Origin of the sequence: Rhodococcus sp. OK519 (assembly GCF_003051005.1) — a bacterium.
Classification (GTDB): Bacteria; Actinomycetota; Actinomycetes; order Mycobacteriales; family Mycobacteriaceae; genus Prescottella.
Genome location: NZ_QAOW01000002.1, coordinates 471,648 through 493,202, shown reverse-complemented (window position 1 = coordinate 493,202; position 21,555 = coordinate 471,648). Strand labels below are relative to the sequence as shown.

Below are 21,555 nucleotides of genomic sequence, written 5' to 3'. Positions count from 1 at the left end.
GTTGCTGTTGAAGTCGCCGTTTGCGAAGCGCATGCAGGTGGCGGGCGCGTTGGCGGTGTTGGTCGCGACGGTGGCGTTCCTGGCCCTCGTGTTGGTGTTCGGGGGAGTGGGGGTGGATCGGTGAAGGGTTTCGTGATGTGCGCGGGCGGTAATCCTGTTGAGGATCGGCAGGTTCCGCGAGTTTGGTGGCAGGTGCAGGAGATCCCGGCAGGGGTGAAGGCGCTGGACAAGGATGGGCATCCGGTAGTGGGCGGTCGGGGATTCTTGAACGCGAAGCTGGTGGAGTTCGAGAATCAGCAGTATGCGCCGTTCACGGAGGTGATCGGATGACAGACCACACAATCGTCCGTAACCACTGGGGGCAGCCCTGGGTTACGACAGACGGGCAGCCTCTCCACTACGACGGCAAGAGGAAGACGCCGACGAACGCGGTCGGATACACGCGGGTGTCAACGCTCGCAGGGATTCTCGACGACAAGTCTGGTCTGATCGACTGGTCGTCTGCGAATGCTGCTGTCGGTGTGGTGAAGGATCGGAGCCTGTTTGCGCAGGTGGCGTCGCTTGTGCAGAAGCATGGTGATCCGTGGTCTGTGCCTGAGGCTAAGCGTCAGTTGAAGCCGGTTGTGGAGGCTGCGCAGAAGCGGGCTGGTAGCGATGAGGCGTCCGGTCTGGGAACTAGCTTCCATGAGTTCACTGAGGTATTGGATCAGGGCGGGTCGGTGGAGTTTGCGCCGGCGGAGATGGTGCCTTGGTTGAAGGCGTACCAGGTGGCTACGGAGTCGCTTGAGGTGATCGACTGCGAGCCGTTCGTGGTGTGTGACGAGCTGAAGGCTGCCGGGTCGCTGGATCGCCTGTACCGGCTGCCTGATGGTCGGGTGGTGGTGGGGGACATCAAGTCCGGGAAGTCGGATAACCAGTATCCGTTGAAGGTGATGACGCAGGTCGCTGTGTATGCGAATTCGGTGCGTTATGACCAGGTGTCGGGGGTGCGGCAGCCGTTGCATGCGGATTTGGATTCGTCGGTGGGTTTGTTGGTTCATGCGCCGATCAGGACTGGGCGGCCTCGTTGCACGGTTTATGAGTTGGATTTGGTGGCTGGTTTGCGGTTGGCGCGGTTGGCGGTTGAGGTTCGTGAGGCTCGCAAGGTGGGGAAGTTGGAGGTGTTGGCGTGATTTCAGGCCCGAAGGCAAGTAGGTCGCAGACGGTTGGCGGTGGCGGCAGGAAGCGGTTCGAGGTGCTGGCATCCCGTGAGGCCACGCTCAGTGATGATCTTCAGACTGTTGTCCAGCGCAGACTGACTGGTATCACGCTCGTGGACCGCCGGTTTGTGGAGGATCCGAGTCGGTGGCAGATGTCGCGGGAGGAGATGCGACTTCTGCGGGATGCGTTGGACACCGCTTTGGTCGCTACTGCGGGCGATCTGGAGGAGGGCGATGACTAGCATCGTGCAACTGCTGTCCGAGGTTTCCAAGGAAGTCGGCGCAGTCAAGAAAGACCAGAAGAACCAACAACAGGGCTTCTCGTTCAGAGGAATCGATCAGGTCGTCAACTCCACCCACTCAGCGTTCTCCGCTCGTGGGATTGTCGCGCTGCCTCATGTGCAGGACGTGACCTACGACGAGTTCTCGACCTCGCGGGGTAACCGTCAGGCTTGGGTGAAGGTGCTCGTGGACTACGTGTTTCACGGGCCGGACGGCGACTCTGTCACTGCGAGGGTGGCTGCCGAGGCCGCTGATAGTGCGGACAAGGGCACGTCGAAGGCGATGTCGGTTGCCTACCGGACTGCGCTCCTGCAGGTGTTGCATTTGCCGACTGATGATCCGGATCCGGATTCGGAGTATGTGGAGCGTGGTGTGGCGCCGGCGGCGTGTGCGGGTGCTGGCGAGTTGGCTGCTGCGATTGCTGCGAAGGGGCTGGATATGGCTGCGGTGTCTGAGCAGTGGGCGTTTGTGAATGGGTCGGGGCGGATTTCGTTGTCTTCGGATGAGAAGGCTGTTGGGGCGATGAGGAAGTGGGTGGATCAGCAGTGACGGATGATGTGCGGGATGTGTCCCTCGCGGACCAACTAGACCCAACCACGCCAGCGTATGTGAATGCGCGACTGTTGGAGTTGGAGCAGTGCTTTCAGCGTGCCCCGAAGATGTTGGAGGGGGCGCGCGATGCGTTGACTGTGGCGCGTGCTCGTTTGCGGCGTGAGGAGGCTGCTGCTCGTGTGGCGGCTGCTGGTGGCGCGAAGGATGTTCGTGATGCGCAGGTGGTGCAGGCGACCGAGAGTGCTCGTGAGGGTGTTGAGGTTGCGGATGCTGCGTTCAAGTATTTGCAGGATCGGGTGCAGCAGTGGTCGCGGGAGAAGGATGCGTTGCAGACGCGTTCGGCGAATTTGCGGGCTGAGATGCAGTTGGGGGCGCGATGAGTAGCCGCGTGATCAAGCAGCGGTTCGGGCTTCTGCACGGCGGAAGCTGCAGTCTTAACTTCGATACACGGGCAGAGGCTGAAAGGTACCGCGAGATCAACGCGCTGTGGCAGCACACGGTTGTTGTCCGTGAGGTTGAGTGCGTTACGAAGGTTGGGCGGTGGGTTGATGTCTGAGCCTGATTCGCGGTTGGTGGCGGCTGAGGTGTGCCGGCAGGTAGGCGACAACCACACCGCAGACGAACTGTTGAACCCGCCCGCCCCTGAGTTCTGCTGGTCGCGCGGACCACGAATCAGCGACGAGGGTAGGCCTGTGTGCTTCCGGCTTGCCGGACACTCTGGATCGCACAGGTCGCACCCGGAATCAGGGTTCCGTGAACAGTGGGGCTCCCCGGACATGACAGTTCCTGAGTGCTTGCGCGAAAACTACTGGATGCCCAAGGCGGCTGCTACGTGAAGCCCTGGTGGACACAAGGAACCTGCTACACCGATGACGCGAAACGCTGGGACACCGAGACCCTCACGCCCGGCCTCGAAGCTGAAGAAGCCCAAACCCTCTGCCACGGATGCCCCGTTATCCAAAAGTGCGCGGCAGACGCCATCAAACCCATCCGCATGCCACCCGTCTACCGCCTCAACGCGGACGGGGAACGCGAACTAGTTGAACCCGGCTACGACATCACCGTCACGGGGGTGGTCCGGGCAGGAGTCCCCACATGAACGCACTCGAACAACTACTCCAAGTAGCCAGCCCAGGCGTCAAATCGGCATTCGCAGGTACCTGCACCATCTGCGGCAGGGACATGTACCGCCGGCGATCCGATCCGCAAGGACGCATCCCCGGCATGGTTGAACGCCACAACAGCTACCGGTGCGCACTCTGCTACCGCAAGCAATGGCGAGCCAACGCCAGCAAGGAACTCGCAACCAACCCTCCACCGGATCTCACCCGTGACCAAGCCAAGGCGCGGGCCGTCGAACTGCGGGAGCAGGGCGTGAAGGTTTGGTCGATATCCGTGCAGATCGGTCGATCGCAGAGCTTCACGTGGCGGGTCCTTGCGGAGGCCAAGCCGTCGATGAAACGGAAGCCGGATGGTGTCAAGCGGTGTGTTGGTTGTGGGTGTGCGATGCGGTTCCGTAGCGAGCCTGAGTCGGTTGGTGTTTTGAAGAATGGGCGTGGTCGTTGTCGGCCTTGTTGGACGGCTGCGTACAGGAACGGGGAGTTGGGTGGGAAGAAGTACGGGACCGAGCAGGCAGGTAGCGCAGCAGGTCGTTGATCGGGCGGGTGGTGGGTGTGAGATCTGTGGTGTTGCTGAAGCCCAGCAGATCCATCACAGGACGCCGCGGGGTATGGGCGGCAGCAGAGATCCGGCGATCAACATGCCGGCGAACCTGATCCACATCTGCGCCGGGTGTCATGTGCGGGTGGAGTCGAAGCGGGTGCAGGCGGAAGGCAACGGGCACCTTGTACGCCGGTCTCAGGGGCCGTCAGAGGCACCGATCCTGCGGCGTGGTGTGTGGGTGCTACTAGACGACGAAGGGGGTTGGATGAGTTGCCCTGGTTCTTCATAGATGACCATTTGGCGATGCACCCGAAGGCGGTGAGTGCGGGGAATTCGGCGATGGGTTTGTGGGTGCGGGCGGGGTCGTGGTGCGCGGCACATCTCACCGATGGGAGCCTTCCGCGAGCCATGGTTAAGCCATTGGGAGGCCGAACAAGAGACGCGAACCGTCTTGTAGAAGTGGGGCTTTGGGATCAACCTGATGGCCAGGACGGCGACTTCGTGTTTCGGGATTGGGATCACTACCAGAAGTCGAAAGCGCAGGTCACGGCGGCGCGGGACGCTACCAGGGAGCGTGTTCGGAGGCATCGGGCAGGCGCCAGTAACGTTGTTACAGAGGGTGTTACAGGTGGCGTTACTAACGCCATTACTAACGGTGCCCCCTACCCTTCCCTACCTAAAAGAGTAAAAGAACACGCGAAGAAGCCTGCCGACACAGTCGAGTTTGAGGCGTTCTGGCAGGCGTATCCGAAGAAGGCTGACAAGGGCCACGCACGGACCGCATTCGCCAAGGCGTTGACGGCTGTGGGTGATGTTCAGGTGTTGATTGCCGGGGCTGAGGCGTACCGGGATTCCCCGTCGAGGGATCAGCGGTTCACGAAGAACGCTGCGACTTGGTTGAACGGTGAGTGTTGGGCTGACGAGCAACCCGTTGCCCAGAAGGCTCCGGGGAGGTTGTGGGAGGAGTGATGTGGATTGACGGATGAACTCACACAGATCGCGTGGGATGAAGTCACCGAGCAAGCCGCCCTCGGGCTAGCGATCCTGTTCCCCGATAAGGCGGGGCAGGCGTTCCTGACGATCGGCCCGGACGACTGGTACAGGCCGCAGCACAAGGAACTCGCTGCGGTGGTGGGGAAGATGCTCCGCACGAAGCAGTCGGTGGATGCGGTGACTGTGTTCGGTCAGGTGCAGGCGCAAGGGCTCACCCGGTATTGGGATGCGGCGAAGATCTTCGGGCTGACTCAGATGGCGTGGCGTCCGGAGTCGGCTTCTCAGATCGCTGGGAGGCTTCGGGAACTCTCGGGTAGGCGGAAGCTGGTTTCGGCGCTCTCTGTCGAGTCTAGGCGGCTGCAATCGCTATCGGATGATGATGGTGCTGCCGAAGTTCGGGCGACAACAGCGAGATTGCGTGCCGCATGTGATGCCGCAGATGAGACAGCGGCCGACAAGGAAACCCCGCTACCGCAACGGATGCACGACTTCCTCGCAGCCGACACAGCCGAACGGCAGTGGCTTGTTCCGGGGCTTCTCGAGCGCATGGATCGGACTGTCGTGACGGGCGCTGAGGGCGGCGGCAAGACCACTCTCGTCACCCAGTTGGCGGCGTGCATGGCTGGTGGTGTTCACCCGTTCGGCGGCAACGTCATGGGCGACGGCAGCCACTCAGTGCGTGTCCTGGTGATCGACTGCGAGAACTCTGCCGATCAGTCCCGCCGGCGGTACAGGTGGGTGATCGACCGCGTCAAGTCTGTGCGTGAGCAGCACGGGTTTGTTCCGGTGGATTGGAACGAGCAGATGTGCATCGACACACGACCTGCCGGGATCGATTTGCTGTCGGGCAAGGATATTTCGTGGTTGGAGCATTCGATCTCTGCGACTGCGCCGGATCTGGTTGTCCTTGGCCCGTTGTACAAGCTGCATCATCGGGATCCGTCTGAGGAGATGTCGGCGCGTGAGGTTGCGTGGGTGATCGACGGACTGCGCGAGCGTTACGGCTTCGCGCTACTCACAGAGGCCCATGCCGGTAATGGCACTGACATGCAGGGCAATCGGGTGATGCGGCCGATCGGATCGTCGCTGTGGCGGCGGTGGCCTGAGTTCGGTTTCGGTCTACGGCGTGCGAAGGAGGATCCGGGGAAACCACGTGCGGAGATTGTGGATGTTGTGGCGTGGCGTGGTGCTCGTGAGGAGCGGGCGTGGCCGGAAAAGTTGCAGATGGGTCATACGTTGCCGTGGATTCCTGATCCGGATTATTTGGCGACGATGGACGACTACCACTAGCCGAGTACCGGCGAGCCAAGTTCGTGGCTCACAGAACGGTTTAGCCCTCCTTACGGGCGATCTTTGACAACACAACAGAGAAGAGACACACATGGCGCTCGCCACCATCAGCGGCAAAGGCTTCATCATCGCCGACATCGAAACCAAGGCACTCCCCAGCGGACAGTTCGTAGCCAACTTCCCCGTCGCCTTCAACAAGAACAAGAAGAACGAGCAGACCGGCGAATGGGAACCCGACAAGAGCGCCGTCATCCGCTGCACCGCATGGGGTGACCTCGCGGAGTTCATCACCGAGAAGTTCCAGGCGAAGACGGAGATCGAACTGTCGGGCGAGCTGAATATCCGTGAGTACGAGCGGAATGACGGGTCGAAGGGGCAGTCGGTTGAGGCGACTGTGCGGACGGTGTCTGCGCCGATCCCGAAGCGGGACAAGGGCGGGAACTCGTGGGGGAAGAACCCGGCATCCAACCACGACGTGCTGTGACCAAGCTCTACACGGGTGTGGCAGCAGGCTGGCTTATGACCATCCTGCTGCCCGCCCCGATCCTCAACACCATCTGCAACAGGGGGAGACAGCAGTGACCAAGCCAACGGCTGAGCCGGCCAAGTCGGGGCAGCGGCACACCGACAGCAACGGATCCGTGTGGGAAGTCGGCTGGGACTTCAACTGGTACCTGATCGAAGAGAACGGGCTGCCTGTAGGCGACCCCGTGCATGTGGAGGCCAAGTGACTGATGGGCGTTGTGTGCGTTCCGATCTGCTACCCCGCGAATGCTGGCACTGCCGCGGACTACCCGACGACCCCTGGAACTACGAACAGCTGAACAGCCTCGACGAAACCGCAGTCACCCAATGACCTGCCGACACTGCCACCAACCCATCCACCAAGACACAGGGAAGTGGCATCACACCCACACAGGCTGGTTCGTGTGCCAGCTCGTGACAACCGCAGAACCCGAGGAGCAGTAGTGGCGACACTCGAACTCACACCCGCACAGACACGCACGATCGCCGGCCAATACCGCGACGACCAGACCGCCGAAATCAACCGTCTCAAGGCGCGCAACGAAACCCTCGAAGCATCAGTGTCCCAACTCACTTCACAGTTGGATTCAGCGGAGCATGACCGCGACCACTTCAAACGCGAAGCTGTCGAGGCTGCAGAGAAGCTGGCAGTGATCGAGCAGGCGTTGAAGGGTGAGCCTGACAAGTGGGATCGCTGGCAGGACGTACCGGGAGGCGTCGAGTACCTGGACAACGAGGATGACCGCTACGTCAACCGCGACGGTGTCCGCATCTACGTGGCTTCGGGAAGGCCGAGCCCCTTCGGTGCTGACCAGATGAATCGCGCCTACGGGCCGTTCGTTCGCGCCAACTAGCCGACAGGGGGCAGTACACCACTGCCCCCGACAAGGCCCACAACTAGACAGAGTGAAAACAAGACTGGAGGCTTGATGCGAGTTGGCTCCTTGTTCTCCGGATACGGCGGCCTGGACCTAGCCGCGCTCGAGGCGTTCCACGGTGTCGTCGCCTGGCACTGCGAGTACGAGGCCGCACCGTCTGCGATCCTCGAGCATCACTGGCCTGGCGTGCCGAACCTCCACGACGTCACCGAAGTCGACTGGGCCACCGTCCCGCCCGTCGACATCCTCACCGGCGGCTACCCCTGCCAGCCATTCAGTGCTGCCGGAAAGCGAAAGGGCACCAACGATGAACGACACCTCTGGCCGTACGTCCGGGAAGCAATTCGCGTCCTACGACCCCGATACACAGTCCTGGAGAATGTGGCCGGCCACCGGTCTCTGGGGTTCGATCGAGTTCTCGGAGACCTGGCCGAAGACGGGATGCATGTCCGATGGACGAGCCTTCGAGCTTCCGGCGTCGGCGCACCCCATCACCGCGAACGGCTCTTCATCCTCGTCACTCCTGCCGACGCCGACGACCGGGAACGCGACCGGGACGAACGAGAGACGGGGCGGCAGCAGGTCGAACGAGAAGCTACTGCCCGGCGTGGTGCTCGACTTCCTGCCTACCCCGGTGACAACGGACGCGAAGGGTGCCCGGAACGCGACCGCTACTCGGCAGCCGGGATCGCAGCATCACGGTGGGACGACTCTGACCGACGCGGTGACAGTGCTTCCGACACCGGTTGCTCAACCGTCTGGGAACAGCCCGGAGGCGCATCTACGGAAGAAGCCGGGGCGGACGCAAGTGACGGATCTGTCGATCATCGTGGAGAACGACCTCCTCGGGTCGGGCGGGAAGGTGCTACCGAGCCCGAAGGCGTCGGATGCGACTGGCGGCGGCCAGCACCCGGACAAGCGGAAGGGCCACACGCAGCAGCTCGTGGATGCAGTGCTGGGATTGACTGGGGCGCCTACGCTCCCGCTGTTCGACGTTGGGAGCGTCTGACTCGGCCTGCGCCTGCCCCGACTGAGTCGAACAGGAACGGCCGACCGCGTCTCTCTGCAGCATTCGCTGAGTGGATGATGGGCCTCCCTGCCGGTCATGTGACCGCAGTGCCGGGGATCTCCCGCGCAGACCAGTTGAAGGCGATCGGTAACGGCGTGTGCCCGCAACAAGCGGTCGCTGCGCTCAATCATCTACTTGCCATGAAGGAGGCCACTGTTGCCTAACGCGAATCATCGGAAAGGCATGGAAGAAGAACGCCAAGTCCTCAAAACACTACGAGACCATGGTTTCCCGCACGCTGAACGGACTCGTGCCGGACGAGCAGAGGACACCGGGGATATTCACTTGGATGTGGCTGTAGGGCTCGCTCCTGGCGCAATCTGCCAAGTCAAAAATGTGCGCACGCCTGATTGGTCGGGCTGGTTGGAGCAGCTCGAGTCGCAGATTCGACTGTCGGGTGCGGATGTTGGGTTCATCACGTCGAAGCGAACACGTCCGGGGAAGCCTCCGTTGCGGTTGTTTGTGATGCCGTTGGAGGCGGGGATTGAGTTGTTGCGGATGGCGGGGTTCGGGGAGCCACTGGAGGAGACATGAGACCGGCCTGCGACTGCGGAACCTGGGATCACCGCCACGACTACGGCTGCAAAGGCTGGCGTGAACGTGAGACGCCGGCAGCCACGTTCCCGTCCTGGGCGCTCGAAGCCCGCACCGACAACCCTGACCCGTGGGGTTGGCCTGCCCGCGGCATCACCAACCCCGACAAGGAGACCCGATGACCGACACGATCACGGCGGACGAGTACCGCACCGCAGCGAAGGTGCTACGAACGGACGAGGCTCGCGACTGGTTGGGCTCACACACCGCGTTCTCGGCTGTGTGGTGCGACAAGCAGGCTGCCCGTTTGGAGGCTGAGTCTTCCCGCGACGAGGAAGCGGAGAAGCTGGCGGAAGTTATCGCACAGGCGGAGCAACGAGCCACGGTGGATGAGCTTGTGAGCTGGCGTCAGTTGCAAGTCAGGAAGGCTGCCCGCGCTGTCCTCGACCAGCTTGCGGCTGATGGGCGTCTACTCCCCGAAGGCGGGACGGACCTTCTGCCATGCAATCACTGCAACGGTAGCGGCTCGGAAACTGAGCCCTACGCGTACTCCATGGACGCCGTCGCCAACGCGATCGCAGCCAGCATCCCGGGCAGCGGGCCGGATGGCACACCGGAGAAGCCCTGGCCGACAGCTGATGACATTCCTGCTGATGTTGGGCAAGTTCAGGACGGGTCAGGAAACAAGTGGTGGCGCAAGCGCGGCGGATGGTGTTTCACGGATGGCGACGGCTGCGGCTGCTCGAATAGCGCCTTGCGTGACGCCCTCGCCCCGTTTGTGCGTGTGGACGGAGACAAGGCATGAGCGCGGAACAGGAGTTGCGGGCAGCTATCGAGCGCGTGCGGGCCGTTCATGAGCCAGTCGACGCCATGCACTACGGGTCACGCACATCGCGTCTCGTTCAGGTGTGCATGGGCTGCGGCCAAGACGACGGCAACTGGCAGCAGTGGCCCTGCCCAACGATTCGAGCGATAGGAGATGTGGCATGAGCACTGCGGAACAGATCATCGCCGAGCACCAGTTGCGTGTGGTTCACCTGAATGAAGCGGCTCGCTACCCGGAGTGCACTGGCTGCGATTGGGTTGGTGGACTACTGAAGGATCACGCCGCGCATGTGGTGGCTGCACTCACCAACGCCGGCTACCTCATTGTCGAGGCGGATCGGCTGTTCGAGCTGGCGAACAATCCGGTCGAGGCCGAACGTGACGGGGGCGAGGATGAGCCGTCACTGGTCAAGTTCGGGGCTGTGCCCGTCGAGCGCCTCCGCTGGATCATCGCGAGTTCGATCATCGAGCAGAGCCCGGCTGCTGCTCGTGTGGCGGAGGTCGGTGAGCGCGGTGAAGCGACTTCGTAGCCCCGCCGCAGATCGATTTCTCGCACGCCGAGCCGAGAAGATCGTCGCTGAGTTGCGGCGTAATCAGCCGGTGTTGGACGAGTTCCGATCCGCTGTTCAACGACTCGAGGCTCGCATGGCCGCGGAGGGCGGTGAGCACGGTGAGTGACCGACTCCCTCCCGATCACTACCAGGGCGAAGCCCTCTGCCACCGATGCGGGATTGGCGAGGGAACAGGTCATCGGTACGCGATCTGTGCCGATCGGCGTGACGACGGCACTCGTTGGCCGCACGACGAGACCTGCAAGCGGTACACGTACCGCGACCTGTGCGACGACTGCGAGCAGGTTCTCCTCGCGGAGGGCGGTGACCAGCCGTGAGCCGCTGCCGTGAATACCTAGAAGCCCGGCCACCCGACACCCCCAACCACACCCGAGAAACCATCATCATCCAATGCGACCGCACCCCACACGTGAAGGGTGTGCACCGCTACAAGGAGGAAATCGCATGGTCAACGCCCGCCGGGACTACGAGAACGTCCGCTGGACTGCCCACGATGAGCAAGGCGCAACGCTCTGGGTGGCTGAGGGGGATGGCGGCATGTCTGGGCTGACCTTCAGCGAGTTGGAGTCGATGCGGGGGCCGACGCGTGAGGAGACGGCGGGGGAGCGGTTGGTGGGGCTTGCGGAGGCGGTGATCGCAGCGAAGCGCGTCTACGGCAGTACCAGTGAGAAGCATCGTGCGGCGTTTGAGATTGCTGGTGTGGTCCTGGACAACACGACAGCGGATTTCAGGGCTGCAGCAACACCAGAGGCTATTGCGGGGCTAGCCCGGGAGATGCAGGCGGCGGGCTACAGCAAGGGTCACCAAGCATGCAGGGAGGTGATGGATGACTGACATCCGGGAGTGGTGGCACACCTACCAAGCGGACAGGCGTGCCACCTATCTGGCGAATCTGCATCGAGCACTATCGGAGGGGAATCGTGGGCGAACTGCTGCATCTTGTGACGACTGCCCCGGACGTGATCGGGTTTCTGCGGTCGCAGATCGGGGCGAAGCGGGTAGTGGAGTCGGATGATCCACGGACAAGTGTCGACAAGCCGAAGTCGAAGCCGCCCCTGAATGTTGACGCCCTGGATGCTGCCGATTTGGAGCTTGCCACGTTGGCGTTTTGGGGTGGCGTGTGTGGCGTCCAGCATGAAGGCTTTGTGTGGCGGGATCGGGGTGGGCGTGTGCGGGGGATTTTGTATGACGATGCGCGGCCTGCTGTCTCACTGTCGCGCGGGTTTCGGCGGCTGTTGGTGTCGGGGTGGCAGCCGCCTGTGGAGATGGTTGAGGATGTGCGTGGGGTTCGTGGCAGGCATTTGGCGTTGTTTCCGGGGTTGGTGTCTGTGGTGGGGGTGCCGGCGGTGGAGGCGTCCGTTGAGCCTGTCCTGTTTGAGGTGTGAGTGTGTGGGTGGATGAGTGGGATGCGCGGCGGTTGGTGGACAGGTCGGAGCGGACTCTGCGTTTGTGGCGGGCGCAGGGGTTGGTTCGGGCTGTTCGGCGGGCGGATGGTTGGTGGTATGAGACGCGGTCTTTGGTGTGGGCGCGGGATGAGTCACGGCGTAGGTATGTGTCTCGGCGGTGTCGTGCGGGGTGGGGGCGTGGGCATAAAAGGTCGTTGCCGGGTGAGTGTTTAGTGTTGTTTGTGTGAGTGGTTGCGGGGGTTGGTGGGGCACCTAGAATGTGATCGTGTCCTAGTTCTGAATCACTCACAGTCACGGGCTGGTTAGGAGCTGCGTCGTAGCGGCAAACTCACAGTCTGACAATTGAATAGCGTCCCCTGTCTTCGGGTGGGGGAGCGTCTGCCTCTCTGTCCCAACTGGCAGAGGAGCCGCCATCAAAGGGCGGTAGTTCCCGGTTCGAATCCGGGGAGAGGCACCAGGTGGAGGTTCCGAGCCGGTACAAGGGCATGTCCTGTTGCGCGACTAGGCACGAATGGATGGGGAACTAGTGGCAAAGAACTTCGTGTCGAAGATCGCCTCCAAGGTGATCGATGTCTGGCGTGGCGCGGGCATCTTGGGCAGATTCTTCCTGTTGACGTATGCAGCATTTGGCGTTGTCGGCCTGGTCGCGATGAATCCCATGGTGCTCCTGTTGTCGGCCACGGGCATCTTCCTCGAACTGTTGTTTCCCTCGATGCGCAGGTGCAGTACGCGCGCCTGACTTATCCCCAGCTTGTTGAAAGGTTGTTAGTGACTGTCACCGTCTACACCAAAAAGCCTTGTGTCCAATGCGATGCCACGATCCGCCGACTCGACAAGAACGGTATCGAGTACCGGTTGGCTGAGTTTGATGAGGCTGCGATCGCCTGGTTCAAGGCTGAAGGCCACATGCAGGCTCCGGTGGTGGTTGCTGGTGATCGGGTGTGGTCGGGGTACTCGCCGGACCGGATTGATGCGTTGATGGATGTGCCGGTGGTGCGGGATGTTCGTGTGCGGGCTACTGATTTGGTGGAGCGTGAGGGGTTGGACGACCGTGGCTGAAACACCCACCGAGATCAAGGTTCCGGTGACGTTACCTGTGTACACGCGGGTGAACGGCCAAGAGATTGAGTTGGGCACGTACTCGCTGACTGTGCCGATCAAGGTTGAGATCACCGGTTCGGGCGAAGCGCTCTCGGATGAGGGGCCCTGGTTACGCTGGCAGGACGTACCCGAAGGCGTGCTCTATACCGACCGAAGACGCAACGGGCGCTGGTGCAATGGCCGCGGCGAGCGATTCGTGCGTGTCTGACTGATTTTGGCTGCTCGGGTAGAGGGGTGGCTCCCCGAGAGTGGGCGCGTTCCGTCCTAGGACGTTGAGCGGCGGCCCACACACCAACATTTGGAGGAACTGGGTGGAGACCAAAGGCGACCACATCCTGGTGTGCGCGAACAAGGAAGAAGTCATCGCGCGACGACAAGTCAAGGGCAGCTTGTTCGAGGGGTGGACGATGGTCGATCTGGAGAACGCGGCGACTGTCGTTGGCAGACGTGTCGCACAGTATGTGATCACTGAGTCGGCTGCTGAATCTCCGCATCTGCGGTGGGCGGTTGCGAACCTGAATCGGTCGCTGCTCTTGGGTATGGCTCGTTCGCGGAGGGCGTGTTGAGGGGGATTGCGGAAACCATGCTGCCTGACGGCACACGACGACTCACAGCCAGTAGCCGGGCTGGAGCAACCATGGACGAACTGGCGAAGGCAGCCTACGACGCTTGGACCAAGCGCGCGCGGGTGGATGGCATGGCGGTGCGGTACGTGCGATGCGTCGAAACCCGCTGGAACGAGCGCGGACTCATCGGTGGCGTGTTCGAAGCTGAACTAGAGAAGGCGTGATGATCCCACCACTTCCCACAGAAAACGACATCCAAGACCGCTACATTGCACTCGCAGACGGCATGATCGACAGCTTCACGCAACCGGACAGGAGTGTCCCGCAGTGGGCGGTGATCAACGGTGAGGTGGTTGTGGAGTGTATGAGCGGGCATGAGGCGCAGGCGTTTGCGGAGTCGCATGGTGGTCGGGTGTTTCGGCGGTTGGTGAATGGTTTGGGATGGGAGATCGCAGAATGAGCCTTCGCGAGTATCTGCCGAACACGACAACGAAGCTCGCGATGGTCAGCCTCAATGATCAGCGACCGTTCCGTGCCTACTGGCCTATGCGGATCACTCAGTTGGTGGGCGGGAAGACGTGGTCGCTCTCGTTCATCAAGCACGGCACCCCGCGACCAGTGGAGGCGGCCAAGTGACTGCGCCGGCGGCACCAGACCCGCAAACACTCAACGAAATCCAGCAACTACAGCAACTGATCGAAACCATCCGCCTACCCGCAGAAGGCCAACTCCCGGCACAAAACATTCGCATGTTCATGCCTGACCGGGTAGCTCGTGCGCTGCACGGGGCGGGTGTTCGTGTGATTGAGGGCTACTCCAACAATGACTCACAGGTGGCACACCAAGAAACCCCGACAACGACTGTCGGACAGGGTTAGACGGTTCGTCCTCCACCGCGACGGCTACATGTGCAGGATCCGCGGCGACAGGTGCACAGGACGGGCAGCCGAGGTTGACCACATTGTGCCTGTATCGCGTGGCGGGACAGACGATCCAACCAATCTGCGGGCGGCATGCAAGGCGTGTAACGCGCAGGAAAACTACCGGGCTCGCGGGCGTGGTGGCGGGCAGTCGCGGTTGCGTAGGCCTGAGAAGCATCCAGGGGATTTGAGCTAGGGGGAGACGTGAGAAGCGGACCATGTGACCACTGCGGTCGCCCAATGGGGGACTTCGCGGGCGGATACAGCGGCGTATTCAAGGATGACAAGTCGTACTCGCTATGTCATCCGAACGAGCCGAATCGACCTGACTGCTACCGACTGGTCACGGTGTACAAGGAGCCGATTGGGGCGCGTAAGGGTGCACCGGCTCCGGTGGATGAGGCTTTGCTCGCTAGGCAGGACGCATGGTGCGGGTAGAGGGCTTGTCTGAGGTGCAGTTGGCGGTGTTCCTGTTCTACCTGTGCGCCCTCTGCGGCGTCTACGACCACTGAGGGGCCAATGACGCGCTGCAAAACCGGGGCATGGCTAGACACCCTCGACAACGACGACCGCACCGCCTACACCCGCTACCTCAACGAGCAGCCACGGTCAGCAGCCGAACAACACCGACTCTTCACACGGGCCGGGTATGCGGGCGGGCTGACATCGACCAAAGACCACCTGACCGGGAGGTGCTGTTGTGACAAGCATTGAGCTAAAGATCAAGGGCGACACAACCCCTGAGATCCGCGACCTCATCGCCAAGCTGCAAGGCGAACTCGAAGACGCCGAGATCGACTACGAACTCACCTACGGCAAGCCGCTTGCGGCACCGAGGCCTTCCCCGCAGGTACACCCTGGGCAGACCTGGTCCGTGCCCGCCACACACCCGTATCCGGATCCATCCAAATGGACGCCGATGCCCGACCCGCTCAAACCCGTTCAGGTTTGGTGCGGCACCACCGCGACAGACAAAGCGCCTGCCGGGCAAGGAAGCTACACCATGAACAACTGACTTTTAGGGGCTGAACGTGGGGACACTCGCACAACTACTCGCACCCGCGAGCACACCCACCGGACCACAAACCACAACCATCGTCGGACCGCATCAACCCAACACGGTTGAAGGCATCCTGCAGGCTTGTGGACTCAACCCCGACACAACCACCTTCCTCAAACCACCAGCAGCAACGAGGAAGATCGCTGACGACGGTACGACCGTGTACACCACGTACCGGTACCAGCCGGTAGACAAACCCAAGCCCGCGGATCTCGACAAGCTGACCGCTCGTACCCGCCCACACAAGCAGCAGGGCGGCAAAGGCCACTGGATGGTCTTCCAGGCCGGGGATCAGCAAATCGGCAAACGATCCCGCGATGGTTCCACCGAACAGATCATCGAACGCTACTACGACTCACTCCAAGCAGCCGTAGACGAACACAAACACCTCAAACGCCACGGCATCGAAGGCATCCAAATCTCAATGCCCGGCGACTGCATCGAAGGCGTAGTAAGCCAAGGCGGCAAGAACGCCTGGTTGACCCAGGAAACCATCACCGAACAAGTTCGGATCCTGCGCCGGCTCATGCTCCACACAGTGGATGCGTTGGCGCCACTCGCAGACAAGGTGTACCTCGATGTCGTAGGCGGTAACCACGACGAAGCGCAACGCCAGTGGAACACCTACCCAGGAGATAACTGGGCGACAGAGTGCGCGCTGGCCGTGAAGGACGCGATGCTGCTCAACCCCAAGGCATACAGCCACGTAGAGGTCCGAACCCCAGATAAGTGGTCCGGATCGCTAACCGTCCCCGTTGGCGACACCACAGTCACTGTCGTACACGGCCATCAGTGGTCCAGGGGCAAAGGCTTGGACTGGCTGCGCGGGCAGGACTTCGGGCGGCAGGACGCGCGCGGTACCCAGATCCTGCAGCACGGGCACGAGCACGAGTGGTCACTGAACACGACAAGGGATGTGACGCGGGTGTGTTCACCCACCTACGACTGTGGGTCTGACTGGTTCCGTGAACGGGCCGGTGGGGATGGCAAGCGTGGTGGCCTGGTTTATCTGTTGAAGTCGGGGCAGGTGTCCCGCATGAGCCTCGTATAGGAGAACAGTGAAGCGTTGGGATGTCGCATTCGGGGTGGAAGACACCGCACCCAGCTTCGATGTCGGAGCCGACAAGATGAAGATCCACAAGAGTGGCGCACTCCAGTTCTACATCGACGGCGAGATGATCCTGGCTTACGGGCCTGGGCAGTGGGCGACAGTGGCGTATCTGTACGAGGAGTGAAGGGTTGAGATGGTGGAGTTGATCGACTTCCTACACGCACGCATCAACGAAGACGAACAGACCGCCAAGGAAGCCATCGAATCCGAACGCAGCGGCAACGGAACTTGGCGCGCGAAAGACGACGGAACAGGCACAGGCTTGTGGGGTTACGTCATGTCAGGCCACTACCCGATATGCGGCCATGACATTGGCGACGTACGCATGGCACATGCGGATCACATTGCTCGTCATGATCCTGCACGGGCACTACGCGAAGTAGAAGCCAAAAGGCGCGTGCTCACGCGAGCCCAGGAACTTCACGACGACCCGTTCGACAACGACCTGTGGACCGAGTACCTGACTGGCGTCCTGCCCGCGATGGCTGCCGCGTATAGCAATCATCAGGACTACAACCCCGAATGGACACCATGACCACCACACTCAAAACGCCAACCGAATGGTGCACCGAGAAGAGCATCCACATCCTCGACCCAGACGGATGGCGCTACGACAACAAGCCATGGGATGAGCCACTCACCGAGGACGACTTCCTCCACAGGGCAGGGATGTCAACCAGCAACATGGCACACACGCTCCATTCATGACCATGCAAGAAGTTACACAAGGGTGGGGGGATAACCCCCTGCCCCCCGTCCCCCTCCCCGTCGCCGCATAGCACCTCGGGCTGTGTACGGGTTTGGGAGTCGTTGGGGTGAGAACGACCTGCAGGTTTGATGAAAAGTTTTGCATACGACGTGAAAGGTTGGTGGGGCGTATGCCGGGTCCGGTGCCTAAGCGTTCTACTGAGCGTCGGCGTAGGAACAAGACGGATGTGACTTCTGCTTCTGTGGGGGTTGTGGCTGGTTCGGTGCAGCCGGCGGGGGATCTCAAGTGGCATCCGATTGCTGCAGCGTTGTGGGAGGCGCTGGGGGAGTCAGGGCAAGCGCAGTTCTATGAGCCTTCGGATTGGGCTTTCGCGTTCTCTCTGATGGATGACTTGTCGTACTACAAGTCTGCGGAGAGGCGTTCTGGGCAGATGTTGCAGTCGATCTATTCGGCGTTTGAGCGTCTGTTGGTTACGGAGGGGGATCGTCGTCGTGCTCGCGTTGAGCTTGAGCGCGCGGATTCGGCCCCGGTTGATGACGAGAATGTGGCGATCATGGACAACTATCGGCGTATGGCCGAGTGACTGATCGCCCTTGGGGGCGATTGTGTCTGTTGTTCGGTCGATTGATGATTATGTGCCGGCGGATGACCGCACGTTGGGGTGGCTTGCTGCCCGGTGGATGACTGAGAATTTGGTGCAGGCGGATGGGCCTGACGCGGGTTCGAAGTTTCGGTTGACGCGTGAGCAGTTGCGGATTCTGTTGCGCTGGTACGAGCTGGATGATGGCGGCCGTTTCCGGTTTCGGCGTGGTGTGTTGCGGCGGATGAAGGGGTGGGGCAAGGACCCGTTCATTGCTGCGGTGGTGTGGTTTGAGGCGTTGGGGCCGTGCCGGTTTGCTCGTTGGACTGCTGATGGTCGTCCAGTGGGGAAGCAGCATCCTGCGCCGTGGATTCAGATCGCGGCGGTGTCGAAGGATCAGACACGCAACACGATGACGCTGCTTGGGCCGATGTTGTCGAAGGACGCTCAGGTCGAGTATGGGGTGGATCTCGGTAAGGAGATCATCTACTACCGCAATGGTGGGCGGATTGAGGCGGTTACGTCGTCTCCGCTTGCTCTTGAGGGTGGGCGTCCGTCGTATGTGGTTTTGAATGAGACGCAGGGCTGGTTGGAGAACAACAACGGCATTGCGATGGCTGCGGTTATTCGCCGAAATTTGGGTAAGTCGCGTGGTGGTGATGCCCGGTCGATGGCTATCCAGAACGCGCATATCCCTGGCATGGGGTCTGTTGCGGAGTTGGACTATGAGGCGTTTGTGAAGGTGCGTGGCGGTCAGGCGGTCGATACGGGCATCTACTACGACGCGACTGAGGCTCCCGCTACAACCACTTTGGATGATGTGGAGTCGTTGCGTGCGGGTCTGATTGATGCTCGCGGGGATTCGACCTGGCTGGATGTTGATCGTCTGGTGCAGGAGATCCTGGACCGTGCTACGACGCCCGAGGAGGCGCGCCGGTTCTATCTGAATCAGGTTGTGGCGGCTTCGGATGCGCTTGTTGCTCCGCATGAGTGGGAGGCGTGTGGCACGGATGATCGGTTGCAGCCTGGGGATGAGATCACGCTCGGGTTCGATGGCGGTAAGTCGGATGACGCTACTGCGTTGGTGGCTTGCAGGTTGTCGGACAGACTGTTTGAGCCGATCAAGATCTGGGAGAAGCCTGACGGCTGGCCCGATTGGGAGATTGATCGGACGGACGTGGATGGCACTGTGCGGTGGGCGATGTCCACATACAAGGTGTCCGGGTTCTTCGCCGATGTGGCTCTGTGGGAGTCGTATGTGGATCAGTGGTCGCAGGACTTCCGTGGTCAGTTGTTGGTGAAGGCGTCGCCGAAGTCGACTGTGGGTTGGGATATGCGGCGCGGGCTGATGGACATCACGCGGGCGAATGAGCGTCTGGTGGCTGCTGTCACGGATGGTGTTGTGCGGCATACGAAGAGTTCGGTGCTGACTGAGCATGTTTTGAATGCTCGCCGGCGGTTGAACCAGTTTGGTGTGTCGTTCGGTAAGGAGCATCGGGAGTCTTCCCGAAAAGTTGATGGGTATGCGGCTGCTTTGTTGGCGGATATGGCTAGGACTCTGTTGTTGGAGTCCGGTAAGCGGCGGGGGAGCCGGAAGGTACTGGTGCTATGAGTTTTTCTACGCTTGTGGAGCAGGCGGGGTCGGGGACACAGGACCGCCAAAAGTTGGAGGCGTACTACCAGGGTTCGAAGCGTCTGGACGCGTTGGGTGTGTCGTTGCCGCCTGAGGTTCGGGTGCTTGAACTGGTGGTGAATTGGCCTCGGCTGGTCGTGGATTCGGTTGAGGAGCGTCTCGATGTTGAGGGGTTCCGGCTGGCCGGCTCGGATAAGACTGATGACGAGTTGTGGTCGTGGTGGCAGGCGAACAACTTGGATGATGAGTCGTCGCTGGTGCATACCGAGGCGTTGGTGCAGCGGAAAGCGTTCACGATTGTCGGTCAGACGCGTGATGGTGCGCCTGCGATCACCTCCCACACGGGCCAGGGAATGGCCTGTCATATCGATCCGTTGACGCGGGATGTTGCTGAGGCTGTGCGCCTGTATGAGACGCCGGATCGGGTGAAGTGGGCTGCCCACTATCTGCCTGATGTGACGGTGTACTACCGGGGCAGTCTTGGTGATTGGAAGCAGGACAAGACTGTTGTCCACAACATGGGCACGGTGCCGGTGACTCCGTTCACGAACCGTTCGCGGATCGGTGATCGTCGTGGCGTCTCGGAGATGCAGGATGTCATGGGGCTCACCGATGCTGCGTCCCGAACGTTGACGAATTTGCAGATTGCTCAGGAGCTTGTGGCGATCCCGCAGCGCTGGGTGATGGGCGCTGAAGCCAAGGATTTCGTAGACCCTGAGGGCAATCAGGTTCCGCGTTGGCAGGCGTACATCGGGCATGTCCAGGCGTTCGAAAACGAGAACGGCAAGGCCGGCCAGTTCGAGGGTGCGGATCTGCGGAACTTCACGGAGGTTGTGAACCAGTACGCGCGGATCGTGTCTGCGCTGTCGGGTCTGCCTCCGGACTTCCTCGGATTCACGTCGGAGAACCCTGCGTCGGCTGAGGCGATCGTGGCGGCTCGTGAGCGGCTCGTGAAGCGTGCAGAGCGTAAGCAGCGGTCGTTCGGTTCTTCGTGGGAGCGGACGATGCGGTGTGCGATGCGTCAGGCGGGTCGTGATGCGTCTCCTGCGATGCGCTTGGAGACTGTGTGGCGGGATGCGGCTACTCCGACGTTGGCGGCGAAGACTGATGCGGCTGTGAAGCTGTACGAGTCGGGGCTGTTGCCGGCGGATATGGCGTTGGAGACGATCGGGTTTTCTCCGGAGCAGCGGAAGCGTGCTGAGGAGTTGCGTCGTAATCCGGCGTTGGCGGCGGTGGGTCTGTGACGCCGGGCGCGTACAGGCGCAGGCTGGATCTGATTTCGCGGGGCGTGCTAAAGGTTGCGCATGCTGCAGCGTTGCTGTTGTTGGGTCCCCGGAATGTGGGTGCCCCGCAGGGTGACGTTGTGGTTGTGCCGATGGAGTATCGGGCGGCGTTCGTGGATGTGGTGTTGCCTCAGGTGACGGTTGCCCGCGAGGAGGCGTATGGGGTGGCGGTCGAGTTTATGGACGCCCAGCGTGCCGTCCAGGGGGCTAAGACCCCGCCGCCGATTCCTGAGATTCGTGAGTACAAGCGCGAGTTCCTGCAGGCTGGTGTCGATGAGGCTTTGGATAGCAACAAGGTCAATCCGATTGATGCTGTGGTGGGGACGGTGGTGAAGCATGTTGAGGCTGCTGCCCGTGCTGTCCCCGAGGATTCAGCGAAGGCCCAGAATGAGTCTCGCCCGCCTGGTGTGGAGGCTCAGGGTTGGGCGCGGATGCTCACTGGCGCTGACAACTGCCCGTTCTGTGTGACCCTCGCGTCGCGTGGCGCGGTGTATTCGTCGCGGAACACGGCCTTGTATGGCGGTGACATGCAGGGGTACCACCCGAACTGCGATTGCATCGCTGTGCCGGTGTTCAACCGTAAGACGTGGCCTGGTTGGGCTGAGGCTCGCCGGCTGTATGCGTTCTATGAGAAGGCGGCGGCGGAGCATCCTGACACGCATGGCATCAATGCTGTGCGCCGGTACTTGAATGACCATGACTTGCCGCAGATTCCGGATCTTCGGACTGTGGCGTAATTGGCGGCCCTGGCGGTCGCTTTTCTTGTTTCTGGCCCTGGCGGCCATCTGACTTTGCCCAGGAGGCA

At 61.5% G+C, this 21,555-nt stretch carries 31 protein-coding genes, 1 tRNA gene and 2 pseudogenes; all 34 read left to right on the top strand.

All coding sequences use genetic code 11. The features are described 5' to 3' along the window. Position 1 precedes the first annotated feature (1 nt). Positions 2–124, top strand: coding sequence for a hypothetical protein (locus C8K36_RS25135; RefSeq protein WP_258195353.1), 123 nt, complete (start codon positions 2–4; stop codon positions 122–124). Beyond that, a complete protein-coding gene (locus tag C8K36_RS09705) occupies positions 121–330 on the top strand; it encodes a hypothetical protein (protein ID WP_107984245.1) in 210 nt (69 codons plus the stop codon). Before C8K36_RS25135 ends, C8K36_RS09705 begins: the two co-directional genes overlap by 4 nt. Further along, positions 327–1,172 carry a hypothetical protein gene (locus C8K36_RS09700; protein ID WP_107984244.1) on the top strand — a complete coding sequence of 282 codons (846 nt, stop codon included), beginning with the start codon at positions 327–329 and terminating at the stop codon, positions 1,170–1,172. The genes C8K36_RS09705 and C8K36_RS09700 overlap by 4 nt, the downstream gene beginning before the upstream one ends. Before the next feature lie 261 nt (positions 1,173–1,433). Beyond that, positions 1,434–2,030: an ERF family protein gene (locus tag C8K36_RS09695; protein WP_181319487.1), complete on the top strand. Its 597-nt coding sequence runs from the start codon at positions 1,434–1,436 to the stop codon at positions 2,028–2,030. Further along, entirely contained in the window at positions 2,027–2,413 is a 387-nt protein-coding gene (locus tag C8K36_RS09690; RefSeq protein ID WP_107984242.1) for a hypothetical protein, read from the top strand. The genes C8K36_RS09695 and C8K36_RS09690 overlap by 4 nt, the downstream gene beginning before the upstream one ends. Before the next feature lie 410 nt (positions 2,414–2,823). Continuing rightward, positions 2,824–3,006: pseudogene (locus tag C8K36_RS25420) on the top strand (WhiB family transcriptional regulator); the annotation flags it as partial. Between the two features lie 576 nt (positions 3,007–3,582). After that, positions 3,583–3,984, top strand: coding sequence for an HNH endonuclease (locus C8K36_RS25415; protein WP_107984239.1), 402 nt, complete (start codon positions 3,583–3,585; stop codon positions 3,982–3,984). A 686-nt stretch (positions 3,985–4,670) separates the two neighbouring features. Continuing rightward, positions 4,671–5,978, top strand: coding sequence for an AAA family ATPase (locus C8K36_RS09665; RefSeq protein ID WP_107984237.1), 1,308 nt, complete (start codon positions 4,671–4,673; stop codon positions 5,976–5,978). Between the two features lie 91 nt (positions 5,979–6,069). Next, on the top strand, positions 6,070–6,462 hold the full coding sequence (locus tag C8K36_RS09660; protein WP_107984236.1) for a single-stranded DNA-binding protein: 393 nt from the start codon (positions 6,070–6,072) through the stop codon (positions 6,460–6,462). A 94-nt stretch (positions 6,463–6,556) separates the two neighbouring features. Beyond that, positions 6,557–6,709, top strand: coding sequence for a hypothetical protein (locus C8K36_RS24770; RefSeq protein ID WP_181319485.1), 153 nt, complete (start codon positions 6,557–6,559; stop codon positions 6,707–6,709). Positions 6,710–6,946: 237 nt separating this feature from the next. Next, positions 6,947–7,357, top strand: a complete 411-nt coding sequence (locus C8K36_RS09655; protein ID WP_107984235.1) for a hypothetical protein — start codon at positions 6,947–6,949, stop codon at positions 7,355–7,357. A 75-nt stretch (positions 7,358–7,432) separates the two neighbouring features. Beyond that, positions 7,433–7,912 (top strand): annotated as a pseudogene (locus tag C8K36_RS25130) (DNA cytosine methyltransferase); the annotation flags it as partial. A gap of 277 nt (positions 7,913–8,189) precedes the next feature. Further along, on the top strand, positions 8,190–8,390 hold the full coding sequence (locus C8K36_RS25125; RefSeq protein ID WP_258195360.1) for a hypothetical protein: 201 nt from the start codon (positions 8,190–8,192) through the stop codon (positions 8,388–8,390). A 590-nt stretch (positions 8,391–8,980) separates the two neighbouring features. Next, positions 8,981–9,166, top strand: a complete 186-nt coding sequence (locus C8K36_RS09645) for a hypothetical protein (RefSeq protein WP_107984233.1) — start codon at positions 8,981–8,983, stop codon at positions 9,164–9,166. Continuing rightward, a complete protein-coding gene (locus C8K36_RS09640; RefSeq protein WP_107984232.1) occupies positions 9,163–9,789 on the top strand; it encodes a hypothetical protein in 627 nt (208 codons plus the stop codon). Before C8K36_RS09645 ends, C8K36_RS09640 begins: the two co-directional genes overlap by 4 nt. 181 nt (positions 9,790–9,970) lie before the next feature. Beyond that, positions 9,971–10,339 (top strand): hypothetical protein, encoded by a 369-nt coding sequence (locus C8K36_RS09635; RefSeq protein ID WP_107984231.1) that lies wholly within the window; start codon positions 9,971–9,973, stop codon positions 10,337–10,339. Positions 10,340–10,825: 486 nt separating this feature from the next. After that, a complete protein-coding gene (locus C8K36_RS09625; protein WP_107984229.1) occupies positions 10,826–11,215 on the top strand; it encodes a hypothetical protein in 390 nt (129 codons plus the stop codon). A gap of 86 nt (positions 11,216–11,301) precedes the next feature. Next, entirely contained in the window at positions 11,302–11,766 is a 465-nt protein-coding gene (locus C8K36_RS09620) for a hypothetical protein (RefSeq protein WP_107984228.1), read from the top strand. 401 nt (positions 11,767–12,167) lie between these two features. After that, positions 12,168–12,244, top strand: a tRNA-Leu gene (locus tag C8K36_RS09615). 69 nt (positions 12,245–12,313) lie between these two features. Continuing rightward, positions 12,314–12,526: a hypothetical protein gene (locus C8K36_RS09610; RefSeq protein WP_107984227.1), complete on the top strand. Its 213-nt coding sequence runs from the start codon at positions 12,314–12,316 to the stop codon at positions 12,524–12,526. Positions 12,527–12,555: 29 nt separating this feature from the next. After that, positions 12,556–12,846: a glutaredoxin domain-containing protein gene (locus tag C8K36_RS09605; RefSeq protein WP_107984343.1), complete on the top strand. Its 291-nt coding sequence runs from the start codon at positions 12,556–12,558 to the stop codon at positions 12,844–12,846. Then, positions 12,839–13,096: a hypothetical protein gene (locus C8K36_RS24540; protein ID WP_146176482.1), complete on the top strand. Its 258-nt coding sequence runs from the start codon at positions 12,839–12,841 to the stop codon at positions 13,094–13,096. Before C8K36_RS09605 ends, C8K36_RS24540 begins: the two co-directional genes overlap by 8 nt. Before the next feature lie 429 nt (positions 13,097–13,525). Continuing rightward, positions 13,526–13,678 carry a hypothetical protein gene (locus C8K36_RS24765; protein WP_181319484.1) on the top strand — a complete coding sequence of 51 codons (153 nt, stop codon included), beginning with the start codon at positions 13,526–13,528 and terminating at the stop codon, positions 13,676–13,678. Further along, on the top strand, positions 13,678–13,914 hold the full coding sequence (locus C8K36_RS09595; RefSeq protein ID WP_084982537.1) for a hypothetical protein: 237 nt from the start codon (positions 13,678–13,680) through the stop codon (positions 13,912–13,914). Before C8K36_RS24765 ends, C8K36_RS09595 begins: the two co-directional genes overlap by 1 nt. Next, positions 13,911–14,090: a hypothetical protein gene (locus tag C8K36_RS09590; protein WP_107984224.1), complete on the top strand. Its 180-nt coding sequence runs from the start codon at positions 13,911–13,913 to the stop codon at positions 14,088–14,090. The genes C8K36_RS09595 and C8K36_RS09590 overlap by 4 nt, the downstream gene beginning before the upstream one ends. Positions 14,091–14,276: 186 nt before the next feature. Then, positions 14,277–14,570 carry an HNH endonuclease signature motif containing protein gene (locus C8K36_RS09585; RefSeq protein WP_107984223.1) on the top strand — a complete coding sequence of 98 codons (294 nt, stop codon included), beginning with the start codon at positions 14,277–14,279 and terminating at the stop codon, positions 14,568–14,570. A gap of 504 nt (positions 14,571–15,074) precedes the next feature. Continuing rightward, complete coding sequence (locus C8K36_RS09580) at positions 15,075–15,389, top strand: hypothetical protein (protein ID WP_107984222.1); 315 nt, start codon at positions 15,075–15,077, stop codon at positions 15,387–15,389. Positions 15,390–15,405: 16 nt separating this feature from the next. Continuing rightward, positions 15,406–16,485: a hypothetical protein gene (locus tag C8K36_RS09575; protein ID WP_146176481.1), complete on the top strand. Its 1,080-nt coding sequence runs from the start codon at positions 15,406–15,408 to the stop codon at positions 16,483–16,485. A gap of 7 nt (positions 16,486–16,492) precedes the next feature. Then, complete coding sequence (locus C8K36_RS24760) at positions 16,493–16,669, top strand: hypothetical protein (protein WP_181319483.1); 177 nt, start codon at positions 16,493–16,495, stop codon at positions 16,667–16,669. 9 nt (positions 16,670–16,678) lie between these two features. Beyond that, entirely contained in the window at positions 16,679–17,080 is a 402-nt protein-coding gene (locus C8K36_RS24535; protein ID WP_146176480.1) for a DUF6221 family protein, read from the top strand. A gap of 400 nt (positions 17,081–17,480) precedes the next feature. Next, positions 17,481–17,837 (top strand): hypothetical protein, encoded by a 357-nt coding sequence (locus C8K36_RS09570; RefSeq protein ID WP_219910000.1) that lies wholly within the window; start codon positions 17,481–17,483, stop codon positions 17,835–17,837. A 22-nt stretch (positions 17,838–17,859) separates the two neighbouring features. Then, positions 17,860–19,446: a hypothetical protein gene (locus C8K36_RS09565; RefSeq protein ID WP_219909999.1), complete on the top strand. Its 1,587-nt coding sequence runs from the start codon at positions 17,860–17,862 to the stop codon at positions 19,444–19,446. After that, entirely contained in the window at positions 19,443–20,711 is a 1,269-nt protein-coding gene (locus C8K36_RS09560) for a phage portal protein (RefSeq protein ID WP_107984218.1), read from the top strand. The genes C8K36_RS09565 and C8K36_RS09560 overlap by 4 nt, the downstream gene beginning before the upstream one ends. Positions 20,712–20,830: 119 nt before the next feature. Next, positions 20,831–21,487 carry a hypothetical protein gene (locus tag C8K36_RS09555; RefSeq protein ID WP_146176479.1) on the top strand — a complete coding sequence of 219 codons (657 nt, stop codon included), beginning with the start codon at positions 20,831–20,833 and terminating at the stop codon, positions 21,485–21,487. Positions 21,488–21,555 lie beyond the last annotated feature (68 nt).